The sequence below is a fragment of the Nocardiopsis metallicus genome (genome assembly GCF_014201115.1).
GTDB lineage: Bacteria > Actinomycetota > Actinomycetes > Streptosporangiales > Streptosporangiaceae > Nocardiopsis > Nocardiopsis metallicus.
In genome coordinates, this window is the sequence record NZ_JACHDO010000001.1 from 2,532,101 (window position 1) to 2,547,486 (window position 15,386).

Here is a 15,386-nt window from a genome sequence, read left to right on the forward strand (position 1 = left end):
TGTGGCGGTTCGGGCGGTCGGGATCCGCACGGCGCCGACCCGGAAGGGCGGCTCGGCGGTGGTCTCGCGGCAGGGGCCGCGCATGGACGTGTCCTCGGACCGACCGACCCAGACTAACGGCTGGGGCGAGGGGCGGCGCGAGGGGTTTTCACGTGCGGGTCCGTACGGGAGGGCCAGGAACACGGTCGCGCCCCCGACCGCACAACGGGGTCGGGGGCGCGAAGCATTCCCGCGGGGGCGCGAACGGGGGCGAACTCACTCCGCTGTTTCACTCCCTCGGGGGGTCACTCCTTGGCGGGGTCGTCCTTCTTCTCCGGCTGCTCCGAGGGCGGGGCGACCACCACGACGGCGGCCGCTTCCTTGGCGGGGGGCTTGTTCCCGTCCCCGTCGTCCTCGCCGGAGTTCTCCCCGTCCTCGTGGTGGGAGGGCGGGCGGTTGCGCAGCAGCGCGGCGAGCACGGCCGCCACCGGGGTGGCCAGGAACATGCCCGGGACGCCGCCCAGGATGCCGCCCGCGGTGATGGCGATCAGGACGATGGGGGCGGGCAGTTCCAACGCCTGACCGTAGATCCGGGGCGCGAAGACACTGCTCTCCGCCTGCTGGACCACGATGACCGCCACCGCGATGATCAGGGCGGTCGGCCACCCCTCGGCGACCAGGCCCACCAGGGCGGCCAGGATCCCGGTGAGGAAGGCGCCGATGATCGGGAGGAAGGCGCCGACGAAGGTCAGCACGATCAGCGGGATGGCGAGGTTGACGTCCAGGACGATGAGCAGGACGATGCCGATGCCGACGGCGTCGACGACACCCACCGCCGCCACTCCGCGCACGTAGCGGCCCATCACCCCGTAGGCGACACCGCCGGCGTGGCGCATGCCCGGGCGGGACTTGGGCGGCAGCAGCGTGACGAACCAGTCCATCAGCTTGTCGCCGGAGTGGATGAAGTACACGGTCAGGGCGATGATCAGCACCAGGCTGATGAGTACCTGGACCACGGCCGCACCGGCGGTCCAGGCGCCGCTGACCAGCTCCTGGGTGTTCTCGGTGATCATGCCCTGGATCTGGTCCCAGGCGTTGGTGAACATGTTGGCCAGCAGCGCCGGGTCGGCGTCCAACCCGAAGGGGAGGTCGAGCTGGAACTCCTGGAGTCCGATGAACGCGCTGGAGACGTTGGCGATCAGGCCGTCTATGCCCTGGATGGCGGGTTGGATGATCAAGGTGATCACCCCGCCGAGCACGACCAGCGCGGTGAGGATCGAGGCCGCGGTGGAGGTCCCGCGTCCCAGCCCCTTGGACCGGAGCCAGTTGGCCATCGGCATGAGCAGCGCGGTGATGAACACCGCGATGATGACCGGCAGGGTGATGATCCGCAGGTAGATGACGGCGTAGACGAGCAGGCCCGCCACGACACCGATGATCAACATCCGCCAGGCGACGTCGCTGACCACCCGAAGCAGGTCGCCGGCGCCGACGTCCTCCTGCTCGGCGGCCTGCTCCTCGACCGGAGGTTGGGCCGCGGATCTGGCCTCCTCCTGCGCCTCGAGTTGGGCGAGGCGCTCGGCGCGGGCTCTGCGGGCGACGAGCCATTTGTTCAGGAGCGCCCACACTCCCGGCCGTTGGGCTTGCACATGGACTCCATTCTCTGGTTGTTGCGCGGTGGCCGGTCCTGCGGCGGCCACGTGTCGACACTGTTCCGGGGGATGTCTGTGTTGCGGGGGCGTCTGGGGGATGCGCCGCGGGGCCCGCTGGTTCTGCCGGACCCCGCGGGAGATCAATCGTGAGATATCAGTCGGGAGAGATCAAATCCGTCAGAAACGCCACGGTTCCCGGGGTTGACCGCTACGGACGATCTCGTTGCCGAAGGGGGCCAGCGCGACCGGGATCATCTTGAGCGAGGCCCATGCCATCGGAATGCCGATGATGGTGACCGCCAGGGCCAGCGCGGTGGCGATGTGCCCGATGGTCAGCCACCAGCCGGCGACGATCAGCCAGATGACGTTCATGAAGGTGGCGCCGCCGCCGGAGCCGGACCTGCGCACGAGGTCGCGGCCGAAGGGCCAGATGGCGTAGCCGGCCATCCGGAAGGAGGCGACGCCGAAGGGGATCGTCACGATGAGGATGCAGCAGATGATCCCGGCGATGACGTAGCCGAGGGCCAGCCAGAATCCAGCGACGAAAAACCAGATGATGTTCAGGATGAGCCGCACGAGGGCCACGGTGTTCGTCTCCTTGGTTCGGTCCCGCTCGAGGCCGGGACGGCGTGCGCCTCCTCCGCACCGGGCGGATGGTCGAGCGCACCCTGTTTTCTATCGTCTGGGACGCCCGCGCACCATGCCCTGTTCCTTTCCCGGCACCCTGGTCCTTCCCCTAGCTTGGCGTTTAACCTCGAGCCCGTGACCGGATACCGTCCCGGTCACGGGCTTCGTTGTTTCCCGGACAGCACAACGGCCTTCGCGTGATCATGTGCTTCAACCACGAACACACCTGATCACAACGAAGGCCGTCACCATGAGTCTGCTGCACCAGCACACCCCTGTCGAGCCACTGTCGACATTGGCCCGATTCCGCTCCCAGTTCCACGCCTGCCTGACCACACGTGCTGACGCCCTCTTCGAGGTCTGCGAAGCCCTGGTCAGCACCCCGACCCCCGTGCGCCACCTGGCACAACTCTCCCTGGAGCCCGAACACCACCGCGGCCACGGCTCGGCCTACGCCGCCCTGGCCCACGGAAGCATCGACACCACCCAACTGCGATCGATCCTGGCCTCGCTGCCCCTGCCCCGCTTCCACGGGCGCATCGTGTTGGCCTGCGATGTCTCCCCCTGGCTGCGCCCGGACGCCTGGACCAGCCCTGACCGGGCCTGGTGCCACACCTACGGGCGCGGCACCGGCCAGGCCGAGATGGTCCCGGGCTGGCCCTACTCCATGATCGTCGCACTGGAAGAGGGCTCCACCTCCTGGACCGCGCCCCTGGACCTGCGCCGCCTGCACAGTGACGAGGACCCCACCACCGTCACCGCCCACCAAGTCCGCCAGCTGATCGCCCGATTGATCAGGGCTGAACACCACCAGCAGGGCGATCCCGACATTGTGGTGGTGGTTGACGCGGGCTATGACAGTCCTCGTCTGGCCTATCTGCTCGCTGATCTGCCCGTTCAGGTGGTGGGCCGGTTGCCCTCCAACCGGGTGCTCTACGGCCCAGCCGAGCACCGACCGATCTCAGCCAACGGGCGCCCGCCCAAACACGGGGCTGCCCTACGGATGGCCGCCCCCGATACCTGGCCCGAGCCGGAGACGGTGACCACCGCTGCCACCCGCCGCTACGGCAGTGCCACCGCGCGCTCCTGGGATCGGATGCATCCCCGGCTGACCCACCGCTCAGCCTGGGCCGAGCACCCCGGTGAGCTACCGGTGATCGAGGGCACCCTGGTGTTGTTGCAGGTGCAGGCTTTGCCCTCGCGGCGCGATCCCAAACCGTTGTGGTTGTGGTCCTCAGCCACCGGCATGCGCTCAGAGCAGGTCAGTCAGATGTGGTGGGCTTATTTGCGCCGGTTCGACATCGAGCACACCTTCCGCTTCCTCAAACAGTCGTTGGGGTGGAACGCACCCCGGCTACGGGACCCGCGATCGGCGGACCGGTGGTCCTGGCTGGTCGTGGTGGCCTATACCCAGCTACGTCTGGCCCGGTTGTTGGCGCGTCAGGTCAGATTGCCCTGGCATCGGCTGGTGGAAGCGGACCGGATGAGTCCGGCGCGGGTGCGTCGGGGGTTTCGGTACATTCGCGCTGACCTGCCGGTGTGTGTGGGTGCACCGAAATCCTGCGGGCCTGCGGAGTGTGTCAAGTCGAATCGGACAGGGGCAGGTGATCGTCAGGCCGCTTCACGCAGGTCAGCGCTGTGCTGTGCGGTAGGCACGATGTCCGGCTCGTTGATCCACGCGGCCTCGGGAAGAGCAGGAAGCACAGGCCTGCGGGTGAACCGCTGCGGATTGGCCGCGCGAAAGGCCTCAATGGCTTGCGCTCGCTTGTCCTGAATCGCGTGCGCGGTGCCGATATGCACCGTGAAAGGAGTGTGCAGCCCGATCCCGGAGTGGTAGTGCTCGTGGTTGTAGTACTGGAAGAATCTGCGGCAGAACCGCCGGGCTCCCTGAATGGACCCGAACCGGTCAGGAAACGCCGGGCAGTACTTCAGCGTCTTGAAATGCGCTTCGCTGTAGGGGTTGTCGTTGCTCGTCTTCGGCCTGGAGTGCGATTTGGTGATGCCGAGCATGGACAGCAGCTCGGAAACGGGCTGCGATGTCATCGCGGTACCGCGGTCGGAATGGATCACTTCGGCGGCGATCTGGCCGTTGGCCGCGATGGAGTTGGCGATGAACCCTTCGGCGATCTCGCCTGATTCTCTGGTGTGGATTTCCCAGTGCACCACGCACCGGGAGTAGATGTCGATCATGACGTACAGATCGAAGAACCTGCCCGGGCCGGGTCCACGCAGTTTCGTTATGTCATAGCTCCACACCTGGTTCGGGGCGTGGGCCACCAGCTCGGGTTTGGTCTTGGGCGGGTGGGTGGCCTGGGCCCGCCGCTCCCGGCTCTGGCCGCGTTCGCGCAGCAGCCGGTACATCGTGGCCACCGAGCACAGGTAGGTGCCCTCGTCCAGCAGGGCCGCCCACACCTGCCAGGGAGCTTTGTCCCGAAACCTCGTGCTGTTGAGGACTGCGATGATGTGTTCGCGTTCTTCGCTCTCCAGCCGGTTCGGGGGAGGCGTCCTGGCGGGTTCGGTCGGGGCGGAGGGGTTTCGGTCCCGGTTGCGGTAGTGGGTCGAGCGGTTGATGCCCGACAGGCGACAGGACTCTTTGACGCCGGTATGCGGTTCGAGTTGGATTCGTGTGTTCTCGCGAACCTCGGTTACGAGTTCTCCGAGTCCGCGCTCTCGGACACGATCTCCAAGAGCGCGTGTGCTTTTCCCAGGATTTCCATGGCTGCCTCGGTCTGGGTCAGCTTCTTGGCCCGGATTCGTCAGGGGTCTGATCGCGTCTTCTGATCCGGCACTTCGCCCATGGTGTCCCTGGTCCGGGCAGGAACGAGCCCTCGCGTGACGCCGCGGTGCGCGCCGGGCTCCACGAACCCCGGAACTGCGTGCTCCCTCCTTCCTGCTGCTCGTCGGATCAGGTCCCGATCCTCAGGTGAGGGTCGGCAGAGCGGTCAACCGCTGCCAGCAGGTAGTGAACGCCTCCGCCCAGGGCCAGGACCGTTCGATACGCAGGAAGCGGCGGCGGGCGTGGCGGGCCAGACGGGCGGGCAGGTGGTAGATCCGAAACCGCATGCTCTCAGGCTCGGCATCCGCGAGGTCCTCCGCATCGTGCAGGGTGAGCAACCGCAGCCAGGCGTCCAGATCCGCGGCCAGGTTGGCCGCGAGCACCCACGCCTGGTTGACCTGCCAGGACGATGACGGCAACAACGCGAGCCCCATCGCCTTGTTCGTGCGCACCCGATCCTCGACCTCGGCGTGGTCTCGGTGCAGCGCGTCCAGAAACTGGGCCTGGTGGGAGCCCGGCACCCGATGCATCCGCTTGATGTTGGTCGCGCAGATGGCGTAGCGCCAACCGGTCTTCCTCTCCATGGCGGTGAGCTTGGCGGTGTGGCGGCGGGAGGGGCGTACCCGGCGGACGATGAGCCGCATCCCCTTGGGCCAGCCTTCGCGGGTGTTGAGCCCGGTCAGTTCGGCGACCTCATAGCCCTCTTGGAGGTCGCCTTTCTGGTCCACGGCGCTCTCCCACGCGCTCTCGGGGATCTTCGCGATCGCCTCCTCGTCCGCGGTGGTGATCTTCCACCCGACGGTGAAGCGCACCGTCCTGCGGCTGGTGTTCAGCTTCTCCAGGTACTCGAGGAGGTCGTGGGTGGCGCCGGCTCCGTCGATACGGACGAGGATCTTGGCCCGGGAAGAGCCGGGGACCTGATCCAGGGCCCAGGTGAGCACGTTGATGTGGTCGCTCGCGGTGTTGGCTCCGGCGTTGCCGGGGCGCAGCAGCATGGCCAGGCACTCGCCGGTGTTGGCGCACCAGGCGGCCAGGGGGTGGAACCCGAAACTGGACTTGAAGGTGGGTGCGGCCCCTTCCTTGTTGGAGGTGGTGGTGATGATCGTGGCGTCGGCGTCCAGCACGATCCATCCCTTCAGGGGTTTGCCCGCGACCTTCACTTGGGGGAACCCGCCGGGGCGCAGGTGCAGCAGCGTCCACACGTGGCGGCGGATCTGCCGCCGGGCCTTGGCGATCGCCGCCAGGGCCCTCTCGTCGAGGACGTTCAGGGCGCGGCGCAGGGTGGAGTCGGAAGTGGGTGGGCCGAACACGGGCCGGTGGTGCAGGCCCAGGCGTTCGGCTTCGGAGAGGTTGCGGGCGCCGAGCACGATGGCGATGACCAGGTGGACCAGGGTGGTGGCCCGGTCCCGCCAGCCGTTGGCGGTGCTGGTGGGCAAGGCTGTGGCGAGGGCCCGGGTGAGGCCGGTGCGGTCGGCGAGCTGGCGGAGCAGGACGGCTCCGGCATGCCCGACGAGGTTGGTGCTGTTGGCGGTCACGGACAGGCGGTGGTCCCAGGTAGGCTCGTGCACCAGAAAGGTGCTCCTGATTCTGCTGTGATGTTTCCTAGACAGTCACATCTTTGCAGGTAGGGGCACCTTTCGTGCTGTCAGGGGTCGGTCCTCCCAATTCCGCTGAATAGCCGGGGTTGGACATCCGGGCGTTGTCACGCTCAAGTTTGGCTTTCTCCCGGCGCAGCTGTTCCAGTTCGACCTGTTCAGGTGTCTTCTTTCTGGAAGTCGCCCCGGCCGGTGAGGTGCTCAGTTCGCCGCCATCTCTCTGTTTGCGCCAGAGCTGGATGCTGGAGTCGTAGAGTCCTTCCCTGCGCAGCAGGGCGCCTTTCTCGCCGGCGGGTGCGGTGTCGTATTCCTCCAGGACCCGCAGCTTGTAGGCGTGGGTGAAGGTCCGGCGCTTGGGCCGGGTGGCTCGAGGCCCTTCATCGTTGGTGTGGAGGTCGTGGTTGGTCATCGTCACGGTGGTGGTTGCCTGTTCTCGCCCTGCTTGTGCCAGTTAGTGAAGGTTATCCCTTGGTGTCCCACTTGAGCCTGACACAGAGGGCTGGTCCGGGGCGTCCGGTGGGGAGCCAGAACAAGCGTCCAGCTCCCCGATACGGGGTTCCCAAGAAGAACAAAACGGGCACTACGGGGCACCCCGGAGCCAAGCAAGCAGGTTAAACGCCAAGCTAGGGCGTGTTCCGTGGATCTTGTGGGGTGGAGCGGTCGGGTCGTGCGCGTAACCGGATGAGGATGTCCGCGACGCGCACGGTGGCCCGGTAGGTCGTGGCGAGCTTGTCATACCGGGTGGCCAGCGCCCGGTACTGCTTGCGCCGGTTCATCAACCGCTCCACCCGGTTGCGTTGGCGGTAGACCTCCCGATCGAAGTCGGGCGGTCTACCGCCGGCCGACCCGCGGTTGCGGCGGTTGGTCTTTTGATCCTCACGCTCGGGGATGGTGCACCGGGTCCGCGTGGTGCGCAGGGTGTCCCGGTTGGCCTTGGAGCTGTAGGCCTTGTCCCCGGCCAGCCCTTCCAAACGGGTGCGGGGACGACCGGGCCCGGGCTGGTTGATCCGCACCAGCCCCACCAGCACCGGCAACTGCAACGTGTCGGCGTCCTGACCCGGGGTCAGGGTGGTGACCAGGGGTTTTCCGTTGCCCTCGCAAATGGTGTGGATCTTGGTGCTCAAACCTCCCCTGGACTTTCCGAGGCCCTGGGCGACTCGTGAGTCCTCAGGACTCTTCCCCCTTTTCGCGCTCCGGCGGCGTGTTGGTGGGCACGCACCACGGTGGAGTCGATCTGGGCGTCCAGGTCGGTGTCCTCATCGGTGTCGATGAGGTGTTGTTCGATGCGGGCCCAGGTGCCATCAGCTTCCCAGCGTTGGAGCCGGTGTTGGGCGGTGGTCCAGGGGCCATAGCGTTCGGGCAGGTCACGCCAGGGGATACCGGTACGGGTCCGGTAGATGATCGCGTTGAGGACCTGGCGGTGATCACGCCAGCGGCCTCCGCGTTGGGGCGTCATCGGGGGTAGCAGGGGGCTGATCAGGTCCCACTCTTGGTCAGTGAGCTCGAATCTGCGGCTCATATACCGGTTGTACACCGACGCTCAGAGCCACAGATTCGAGAACCAAGATCCGCGGAACAGGCCCTAGCTTGGCGTTTAACCTGCTTGCTTGGCTCCGGGGTGCCCCGTAGTGCCCGTTTTGTTCTTCTTGGGAACCCCGTATCGGGGAGCTGGACGCTTGTTCTGGCTCCCCACCGGACGCCCCGGACCAGGCCCGCAGGATTTCGGTGCACCCACACACACCGGCAGGTCAGCGCGAATGTACCGAAACCCCCGACGCACCCGCGCCGGACTCATCCGGTCCGCTTCCACCAGCCGATGCCAGGGCAATCTGACCTGACGCGCCAACAACCGGGCCAGACGTAGCTGGGTATAGGCCACCACGACCAGCCAGGACCACCGGTCCGCCGATCGCGGGTCCCGTAGCCGGGGTGCGTTCCACCCCAACGACTGTTTGAGGAAGCGGAAGGTGTGCTCGATGTCGAACCGGCGCAAATAAGCCCACCACATCTGACTGACCTGCTCTGAGCGCATGCCGGTGGCTGAGGACCACAACCACAACGGTTTGGGATCGCGCCGCGAGGGCAAAGCCTGCACCTGCAACAACACCAGGGTGCCCTCGATCACCGGTAGCTCACCGGGGTGCTCGGCCCAGGCTGAGCGGTGGGTCAGCCGGGGATGCATCCGATCCCAGGAGCGCGCGGTGGCACTGCCGTAGCGGCGGGTGGCAGCGGTGGTCACCGTCTCCGGCTCGGGCCAGGTATCGGGGGCGGCCATCCGTAGGGCAGCCCCGTGTTTGGGCGGGCGCCCGTTGGCTGAGATCGGTCGGTGCTCGGCTGGGCCGTAGAGCACCCGGTTGGAGGGCAACCGGCCCACCACCTGAACGGGCAGATCAGCGAGCAGATAGGCCAGACGAGGACTGTCATAGCCCGCGTCAACCACCACCACAATGTCGGGATCGCCCTGCTGGTGGTGTTCAGCCCTGATCAATCGGGCGATCAGCTGGCGGACTTGGTGGGCGGTGACGGTGGTGGGGTCCTCGTCACTGTGCAGGCGGCGCAGGTCCAGGGGCGCGGTCCAGGAGGTGGAGCCCTCTTCCAGTGCGACGATCATGGAGTAGGGCCAGCCCGGGACCATCTCGGCCTGGCCGGTGCCGCGCCCGTAGGTGTGGCACCAGGCCCGGTCAGGGCTGGTCCAGGCGTCCGGGCGCAGCCAGGGGGAGACATCGCAGGCCAACACGATGCGCCCGTGGAAGCGGGGCAGGGGCAGCGAGGCCAGGATCGATCGCAGTTGGGTGGTGTCGATGCTTCCGTGGGCCAGGGCGGCGTAGGCCGAGCCGTGGCCGCGGTGGTGTTCGGGCTCCAGGGAGAGTTGTGCCAGGTGGCGCACGGGGGTCGGGGTGCTGACCAGGGCTTCGCAGACCTCGAAGAGGGCGTCAGCACGTGTGGTCAGGCAGGCGTGGAACTGGGAGCGGAATCGGGCCAATGTCGACAGTGGCTCGACAGGGGTGTGCTGGTGCAGCAGACTCATGGTGACGGCCTTCGTTGTGATCAGGTGTGTTCGTGGTTGAAGCACATGATCACGCGAAGGCCGTTGTGCTGTCCGGGAAACAACGAAGCCCGTGACCGGGACGGTATCCGGTCACGGGCTCGAGGTTAAACGCCAAGCTAGGGGACGGTACGGAGCGGCCGCGGCGGGGGCTCGCGGCGGCGGTGCGCCGTTCGGGGCGGAGGGAGGCGGCGGGGGGACTCCGCGGGAACTCGGGGGCCGCGGGGAACCGACGTGTCGCGCGGGGCCCAGGGGACACGCCGAGCCTAGCGGGGGAAGCCGGTGGGGCACCTGGCCGTGGTCGCCCTGAGTGAGGACATTCGGTCACACCCAATCTCGAGAGCATGGTTAGACCGCAATGTGATCGGCGTATCAGGAGGACCCCCTAGGCAGGAGGGACATCGCCCCATACGATGTGCTGTGTCCTTCGCAAGACGGAAGATCTGGCGAAGTGCGACAAAATCCAACAGACAACCAGAGACCGGACGCCAAGCATCAGGTTTCGGTAACGGTTGGATGAGTAATTTCCCCACCCCCCGTGCAGGATCGGGAGTGGGGATGGCATGATTACGTACCGGCTCAGGCGGAGGCTGTCACCGCCTCCGCGGCCGTTCGCGTGAGAGCACCCCATCATCCGCAGGCATCGCCTCTGTGATGGCGCTTCTCGTGGTCTCAGCCACACCGGGGAACAACGCCACCACCGCTCGACGTTTGCGTCGTGCGGGGTGACTCACGCCGCATGACCAACTTTTGGTGACTGAAGCTTTTTCAGACAGCTTACTAGTGATTTCAGTAGAGGTGGTTCAAGCATGTCTCAGGTACGTCGGCAGGCCGCGCTGCGCCCCCGCCCGAGCTGGGGGTGGCAGGATGCCGCCGCGTGCCGGGGCGAGGACCTTGTGCTCTTCTTCGGCCCCGATGGCGAACGCCAGCCGGAGCGGGAGATTCGGGAGCGCAAGGCCAAAGAGATCTGTGCGGCTTGCCCGGTTCGGACCGACTGCCTGGACTACGCGATCTCGCGTCCGGAAAAGTACGGAACCTGGGGCGGACTGAACGAGGACGAGCGCGCCTCCGAGCGCCGTCGCCGGATGCGCCGCGCCAACGCCGCCTGACGATTCCGCCGAGCGGATCTCTCCCGGTGGCCCCGGCCCCGATAACCCGTGGCGCCCCGACGTAGTACGTCGAGGGCGCCGCGGGTTTTCTCCCGCCCGATGTCCCCAGTATCCGCCGAAGGATCACCTGGGCAGTGGTCTTCCCGGCCCCGAATCATCCGGGCCGCGGGAATCACCCCGAGCGGCGCTGACGGTTCACTCCGGCCGCTGGGACAGGGTGCGGTCGAACCAGCCCAGCGTCTCCACCGCCACCTGGCGCCAGCCCAGGTCGCCCCGGAGCAGCCGTTCGGCCCCGGAGATCACCCTCAGCTCCGAGGGGCCGCCCAGTCGGCCCCGGGTCCACTCACCCAGCTCCCGGACGAACGAGTCGGCGCTCTCCAACAGGACCAGGGTCGGTGCCCGCACCTCGGCGAGTCTCGGCTCGGCCTGGTCGATGCGCCCACCGTGGACCACCACCGACGCCACGTCCTGGGGCCGTTCGGCGGCGGTCAGCAGCGCGGCCGGGGCCGCGGCGCCCGAACCCAGTACCCCCAACGGTTCGCTGGCCGCGTCGGTGGCGCGCCGCAACCAGTTCACCGCGGCGCCCAACCGCTCACCCAGGACGCGGGTCTCCGTCTCACCGCCCGCGGCGCCGTCGGCGCCCTGCTCGTCCGCGGTGAGCAGGTCCAGCAGCAGGGTGGCATAGCCCGCGCGCTGCATCGCCGAGGCGGTAGCCCGCCAACGGGGGTCGCTCTGACCCTGGCCGAACGCCATCACCACCACGCCGCGCAGCGCCGTCGGCATGGTCAGGTCCCCGTCGAGGTAGACCTGTCCCGCCCGGATCCGCACCGCCCTGGCGACGTCGGGCCGCCGATGGAGGCGCTCGCGCTCGGACAGGACAGCGATCACCTCACCGTCGGAGAGCTGGCCGAAGTCGCGGTACCACTCCCCCACCGCCCGGAAGTTGTCCGGGGCGGTGAGCACGACGAGGGCGTCGGCCTCCTCGCGCAGCGCCGCCAACGCCTCCGGCGCGGCGACCGGCACGGCCAGGACCAGGCGCGCCGGGCCCGCCTGGCGCACCATCCGCAGGGCGGCCCGGGCGGTACCCCCGGTGGCGACACCGTCGTCGACGACCACACAGTCGCGTCCGGCGATCCTGGGGGCCGGGCGCACCCCTCGGTAGGCGCGCTTCCTGCGGTCGAGTTCGTCACGCTCGGAGGCCACGGTGTCGGACAGGGCCTGGCGGGGCACCCGCATCCGGGCCAGGGCGCGGTCGTCGTAGAACACGTGCCCGTCCTCCGCGATCGCGCCCACACCCGTCTCCGGTTGTCCGGGCAGACCGATCTTGCGGACCAGGAGCACGTCGAAATCGGCGGCCAGGCGCTCAGCCAGTTCCGCCCCGACCGGAACCCCGCCGCGGGGCAGCGCGAGCACGAGCGGGTCGTTGACGGCGTGGGGACGCACCCGCTCGGCGAGGCGTCGTCCCGCCTCGGACCGGTCGGTGAAGGGCAGGGAAACGGGTACCGGGTTCATGTCCGCACCGGCGCCAGGTCCGCGGGACCCGGCGCCGCTCCTTCCGGCTGTCTGACAGTGAGCCGCTGGAAAAGTGGTACCGGCATACCCCGCCGTGCGCGGGTTACAACCCCGCGCGGTGGCAAAAACCGCCCGGGTCCGCTGTCCCCGGCCGCCCCGCCGCGCCCGCTTCGTGCTCCCTCGGCGCTCCGGCAGCGCCGCCTCAACGCCCCCTGAACCCTGTGCGGAGGACGGCCATCAGCAGGGCGTCGTGTCGGCGGCCCTCCCAGAGCAGGGAGTCCCGCAGTCGGCCCTCCACGTAGAAGCCGCAGGAGCGGTAGACGGCGATGGCGCGCATGTTGAAGGCGTACACGTACAGCCAGACCCGGTGCAGGCCGATCTGTTCGAAGGCGTACTCCAGGACTAGCTGGGTGGCCTCCTTGCCCAACCCCTGGCCGGTGAACTCGATCGCCGACAGGGCGATCCGGTACCCGGCGGTCTCGTTCTCGGGCGAGACGGCGTAGATGGACAGCTCACCGAGGTAGCGGCCGTCGGCGGGGGCGATGATGGCCAGGTCCAGCCGGTCGCTGCGGCCCTCGCGGCTCTCGCACCACTCGCGGGCCCGTTCGTAGGTGAGGTGGCCGTGGGTACCGGTGAGCCTGCGGACCTCCTCGTCCAGTCCCGCGGCGAAATAGGCGTCCGTGTGCTCGGGGCCCAGGGGGACCAGCCGTACGCTCTTCCCGGTGAGAGTCGGAGTTTCTCGCAGCGCGCTCGTTCTGATCATGTGATCTTCCGGTTCCGACCGGGACCGTCGGGGCACGGCGCGTCCCGGTGTGAGGGAGTCGGCGGGCAGGGGTGCCTACGCGGGAGCGGGCCGCGGGGCCGGCCGTGGGCAGGGGCCGTGTCGGAGTGCGGGAGGGGTGATCGGGGCTTCACTGTGACGAGGGCAGAACCCCTATGTAAAACGGCTCCGTCGCCAAAGGCAAGCCCGGGCGCGCAGTACGCCTGGAAAACACTGGTCGTCCCCTCGTGGGTCCCGATAACATCCGCACGCATCGAAACGACTCCGGGAGCCGACCGTGAACGCGCCGACCGACACATACACCGCACCCCCTCGCGAGGCCAGGCGCGCCAGGATCGCGGTCTCCACCCTGTTCTTCGTCAACGGTTTCACCTACACGAACGCTGTGCCCTGGCTGCCCGTGATCAAGAACAGCCTGGGCCTGACCAACGCGGAGCTGGGGCTGGCGATCGCCGCGATGCCCTTCGGGGCGATCCTGACCGGAATGCTCGCGGGGCCGCTGATCCACTGGTTCGGCAGCGGGAGAACCGCGGTGGGGACCAGCCTGCTCTCCTTGGGCGCGCTTCCCTTCATCGCGTTGGCGCAGAACTGGTGGATGCTCGCCGGAGCGCTGTTCGTGCTGGGCTCCGCGGACGCCTGGACCGACTCGGCGCAGAACTCCCACGGTCTGCGCGTGCAGCGACGCTACCGGCGCAGCATCATCAACACCTTCCACGCGGTGTGGAGCCTGGCCGCGGTCTGCGGCGGACTGCTCGGCGCGGCGATGGCCGGGGCCGGGGTACCCATCCTGTGGCACCTGGGCGGGGTGACGGTGCTGCTGGTGGCCGTCAACCTCACCGTGAGCCGCATGCTGCTGCCCGGCCCCGAGAACAGCGAGCGCGAGGACGGGGTCAACGGCCACGACGGCAGCCGCTCGCGCGTCCCCGCCAAGGGGTTCGTCCTGCTCCTGATGCTGGGTGCGCTGCTCATGACGGCCGGGGGAATCGAGGACTCCGCGGCGTCCTGGGGCGCGGTGTACATGACCGGCGAACTGGGCGCGCCGCTGTTCCTGGCCGCGATGCCCTTCGTGGCCTGCCAGGCGATGATGACCGTCGGCCGGCTGATCGGGGACCGGGTGACCGACCGGTTCGGCGCCGCTACGGTGGGGCACGCATGCGGTCTACTGGCCGCGGGCGGGCTGGCCTTCGCCCTGCTCCTGCCGCACCCGGCCACCACGATCATCGGTTTCGGAGTAATGGGCCTGGGTGTGTCCACGCTGTTCCCGCTCACCCTGGCCGCCGCCGGGAACGTCCCCGGGGTGCGCACCGGGGACGGGGTGACGGTGGTGGGCTGGCTGGGCCGGGCCGGTTTCCTGGCCTTCCCGCCGCTGGTGGGCTTCCTCGCCGACTCGGTGACCCTGGGCAGCGCGCTGTGGGCGATCGCGGGCGCGGGGGTGGCGGCCTTCCTCCTCGCCTCGGCTCTGCGACCGCGAACCTGACGGAGAAGGACGCGGGGACCGGGACCCGGGCACGGACGACGCAGGGGCCCCGCCCGCCAGATTCCTCTGGTGGACGGGGCCCCTGCACACGTCAGCCCCACGGGAGTGCGGGACCGGACGCGCTGTTACTCAGCCATGCCCGGACGACGGCTGCCGGCCCACAGGGCCAGAGCGCCGATACCGGTCACGACGGCGCCGCCGAGCACGAAGCCCGACATGTCGACACCGGTCGCAGCGAGGTTCTCGCTGGAACCCGCGGCGTTCCCCGTGGCCGGCGCCGGAGCGCTGGGCGTGGAGGAACCGGGGGTGGTGCCGGGGGCGCTGTCACCGGGGGCCTGGGTGTCATCACCCGGGTTGGTGCCAGCGTCCGGGTCCGTCGGGTCCGTGGGGCCCGGGTCAACCGGGTCCGTCGGGTCCGGATCAACCGGGTCCGTGGGGCCCGGGTCAACCGGGTCCGTCGGGTCCGGGTCCACCGGGTCCGTCGGGTCCGGGTCCACCGGGCCGGGGTTCTCGCCCTCACCGGGATCCGGATCCACCGGGTCCGGATCCACCGGGTCCGGGTCCACCGGCGCGGGGCTCTCGCCCTCGTCCGGCGACAGGTCCAGCGGCAGGATGGAGACGACGTCCTCGACGGCGCTCTCCACGACCGGAACCAGTTCGATCTCCGGAGCCTGGGCCGTCTCCTCGAACACCTCGGGGGTGGTCTCGGGGACGGTCCCGTCCGGGGTCTCGGCTGCGAACGCCGGGGCAACCGAGAAGCCTGCCATGAGAAGGCTGGCCGCGGTGACGGTGAGTACCCGCTTGTTGGGGGACATCCCACTCCTTTCTTTCT

11 protein-coding genes and 2 pseudogenes are annotated in these 15,386 nt (G+C 68.6%); 3 read left to right on the forward strand and 10 right to left on the reverse strand.

What is annotated here, in order from left to right:
* Positions 1–284: 284 nt before the first annotated feature.
* Together HNR07_RS10825 and HNR07_RS10830 are read right to left on the reverse strand one after the other, a co-directional pair.
* Positions 285–1,607: an AI-2E family transporter gene (locus HNR07_RS10825; protein ID WP_184371874.1), complete on the reverse strand. Its 1,323-nt coding sequence runs from the start codon at positions 1,605–1,607 to the stop codon at positions 285–287.
* 201 nt (positions 1,608–1,808) lie between these two features.
* Positions 1,809–2,216, reverse strand: a complete 408-nt coding sequence (locus HNR07_RS10830) for a YccF domain-containing protein (RefSeq protein ID WP_184364727.1) — start codon at positions 2,214–2,216, stop codon at positions 1,809–1,811.
* 292 nt (positions 2,217–2,508) lie between these two features.
* On the opposite strand from HNR07_RS10830, the gene HNR07_RS34870 reads away from it, so the two are divergent.
* Positions 2,509–4,032: an NF041680 family putative transposase gene (locus HNR07_RS34870; RefSeq protein ID WP_246420249.1), complete on the forward strand. Its 1,524-nt coding sequence runs from the start codon at positions 2,509–2,511 to the stop codon at positions 4,030–4,032.
* Positions 4,033–4,070: 38 nt separating this feature from the next.
* Here the strand turns inward: HNR07_RS34870 and HNR07_RS10835 are convergent.
* From HNR07_RS10835 to HNR07_RS10855, 5 genes and pseudogenes are all read right to left on the reverse strand, one after another.
* Positions 4,071–5,027 (reverse strand): annotated as a pseudogene (locus HNR07_RS10835) (IS3 family transposase); the annotation flags it as partial.
* Between the two features lie 150 nt (positions 5,028–5,177).
* Complete coding sequence (locus tag HNR07_RS10840; protein ID WP_312893591.1) at positions 5,178–6,602, reverse strand: IS1380 family transposase; 1,425 nt, start codon at positions 6,600–6,602, stop codon at positions 5,178–5,180.
* A 34-nt stretch (positions 6,603–6,636) separates the two neighbouring features.
* Entirely contained in the window at positions 6,637–7,038 is a 402-nt protein-coding gene (locus HNR07_RS34335; protein WP_221318780.1) for a hypothetical protein, read from the reverse strand.
* A gap of 214 nt (positions 7,039–7,252) precedes the next feature.
* Positions 7,253–8,148: pseudogene (locus HNR07_RS10850) on the reverse strand (IS5 family transposase).
* Between the two features lie 75 nt (positions 8,149–8,223).
* Positions 8,224–9,657, reverse strand: coding sequence for an NF041680 family putative transposase (locus tag HNR07_RS10855; protein WP_184360963.1), 1,434 nt, complete (start codon positions 9,655–9,657; stop codon positions 8,224–8,226).
* 827 nt (positions 9,658–10,484) lie between these two features.
* Here HNR07_RS10855 and HNR07_RS10860 point away from each other — a divergent pair.
* A complete protein-coding gene (locus HNR07_RS10860; RefSeq protein ID WP_017588640.1) occupies positions 10,485–10,784 on the forward strand; it encodes a WhiB family transcriptional regulator in 300 nt (99 codons plus the stop codon).
* A 195-nt stretch (positions 10,785–10,979) separates the two neighbouring features.
* Here HNR07_RS10860 and HNR07_RS10865 read toward each other — a convergent pair whose 3' ends face one another.
* Together HNR07_RS10865 and HNR07_RS10870 are read right to left on the reverse strand one after the other, a co-directional pair.
* The gene (locus HNR07_RS10865) at positions 10,980–12,296 is read right to left on the reverse strand and encodes a phosphoribosyltransferase (protein WP_184364728.1); all 1,317 of its coding nucleotides are present in this window, start codon (positions 12,294–12,296) and stop codon (positions 10,980–10,982) included.
* A 202-nt stretch (positions 12,297–12,498) separates the two neighbouring features.
* Positions 12,499–13,059 (reverse strand): GNAT family N-acetyltransferase, encoded by a 561-nt coding sequence (locus HNR07_RS10870; protein ID WP_026116601.1) that lies wholly within the window; start codon positions 13,057–13,059, stop codon positions 12,499–12,501.
* 295 nt (positions 13,060–13,354) lie between these two features.
* Here HNR07_RS10870 and HNR07_RS10875 point away from each other — a divergent pair, with 295 nt between their 5' ends.
* Positions 13,355–14,554 carry an MFS transporter gene (locus HNR07_RS10875; protein ID WP_184364729.1) on the forward strand — a complete coding sequence of 400 codons (1,200 nt, stop codon included), beginning with the start codon at positions 13,355–13,357 and terminating at the stop codon, positions 14,552–14,554.
* 125 nt (positions 14,555–14,679) lie between these two features.
* On the opposite strand, the gene HNR07_RS10880 is transcribed toward HNR07_RS10875, so the two are convergent.
* The gene (locus HNR07_RS10880; protein WP_184364730.1) at positions 14,680–15,369 is read right to left on the reverse strand and encodes a hypothetical protein; all 690 of its coding nucleotides are present in this window, start codon (positions 15,367–15,369) and stop codon (positions 14,680–14,682) included.
* Between the last annotated feature and the right edge of the window lie 17 nt (positions 15,370–15,386).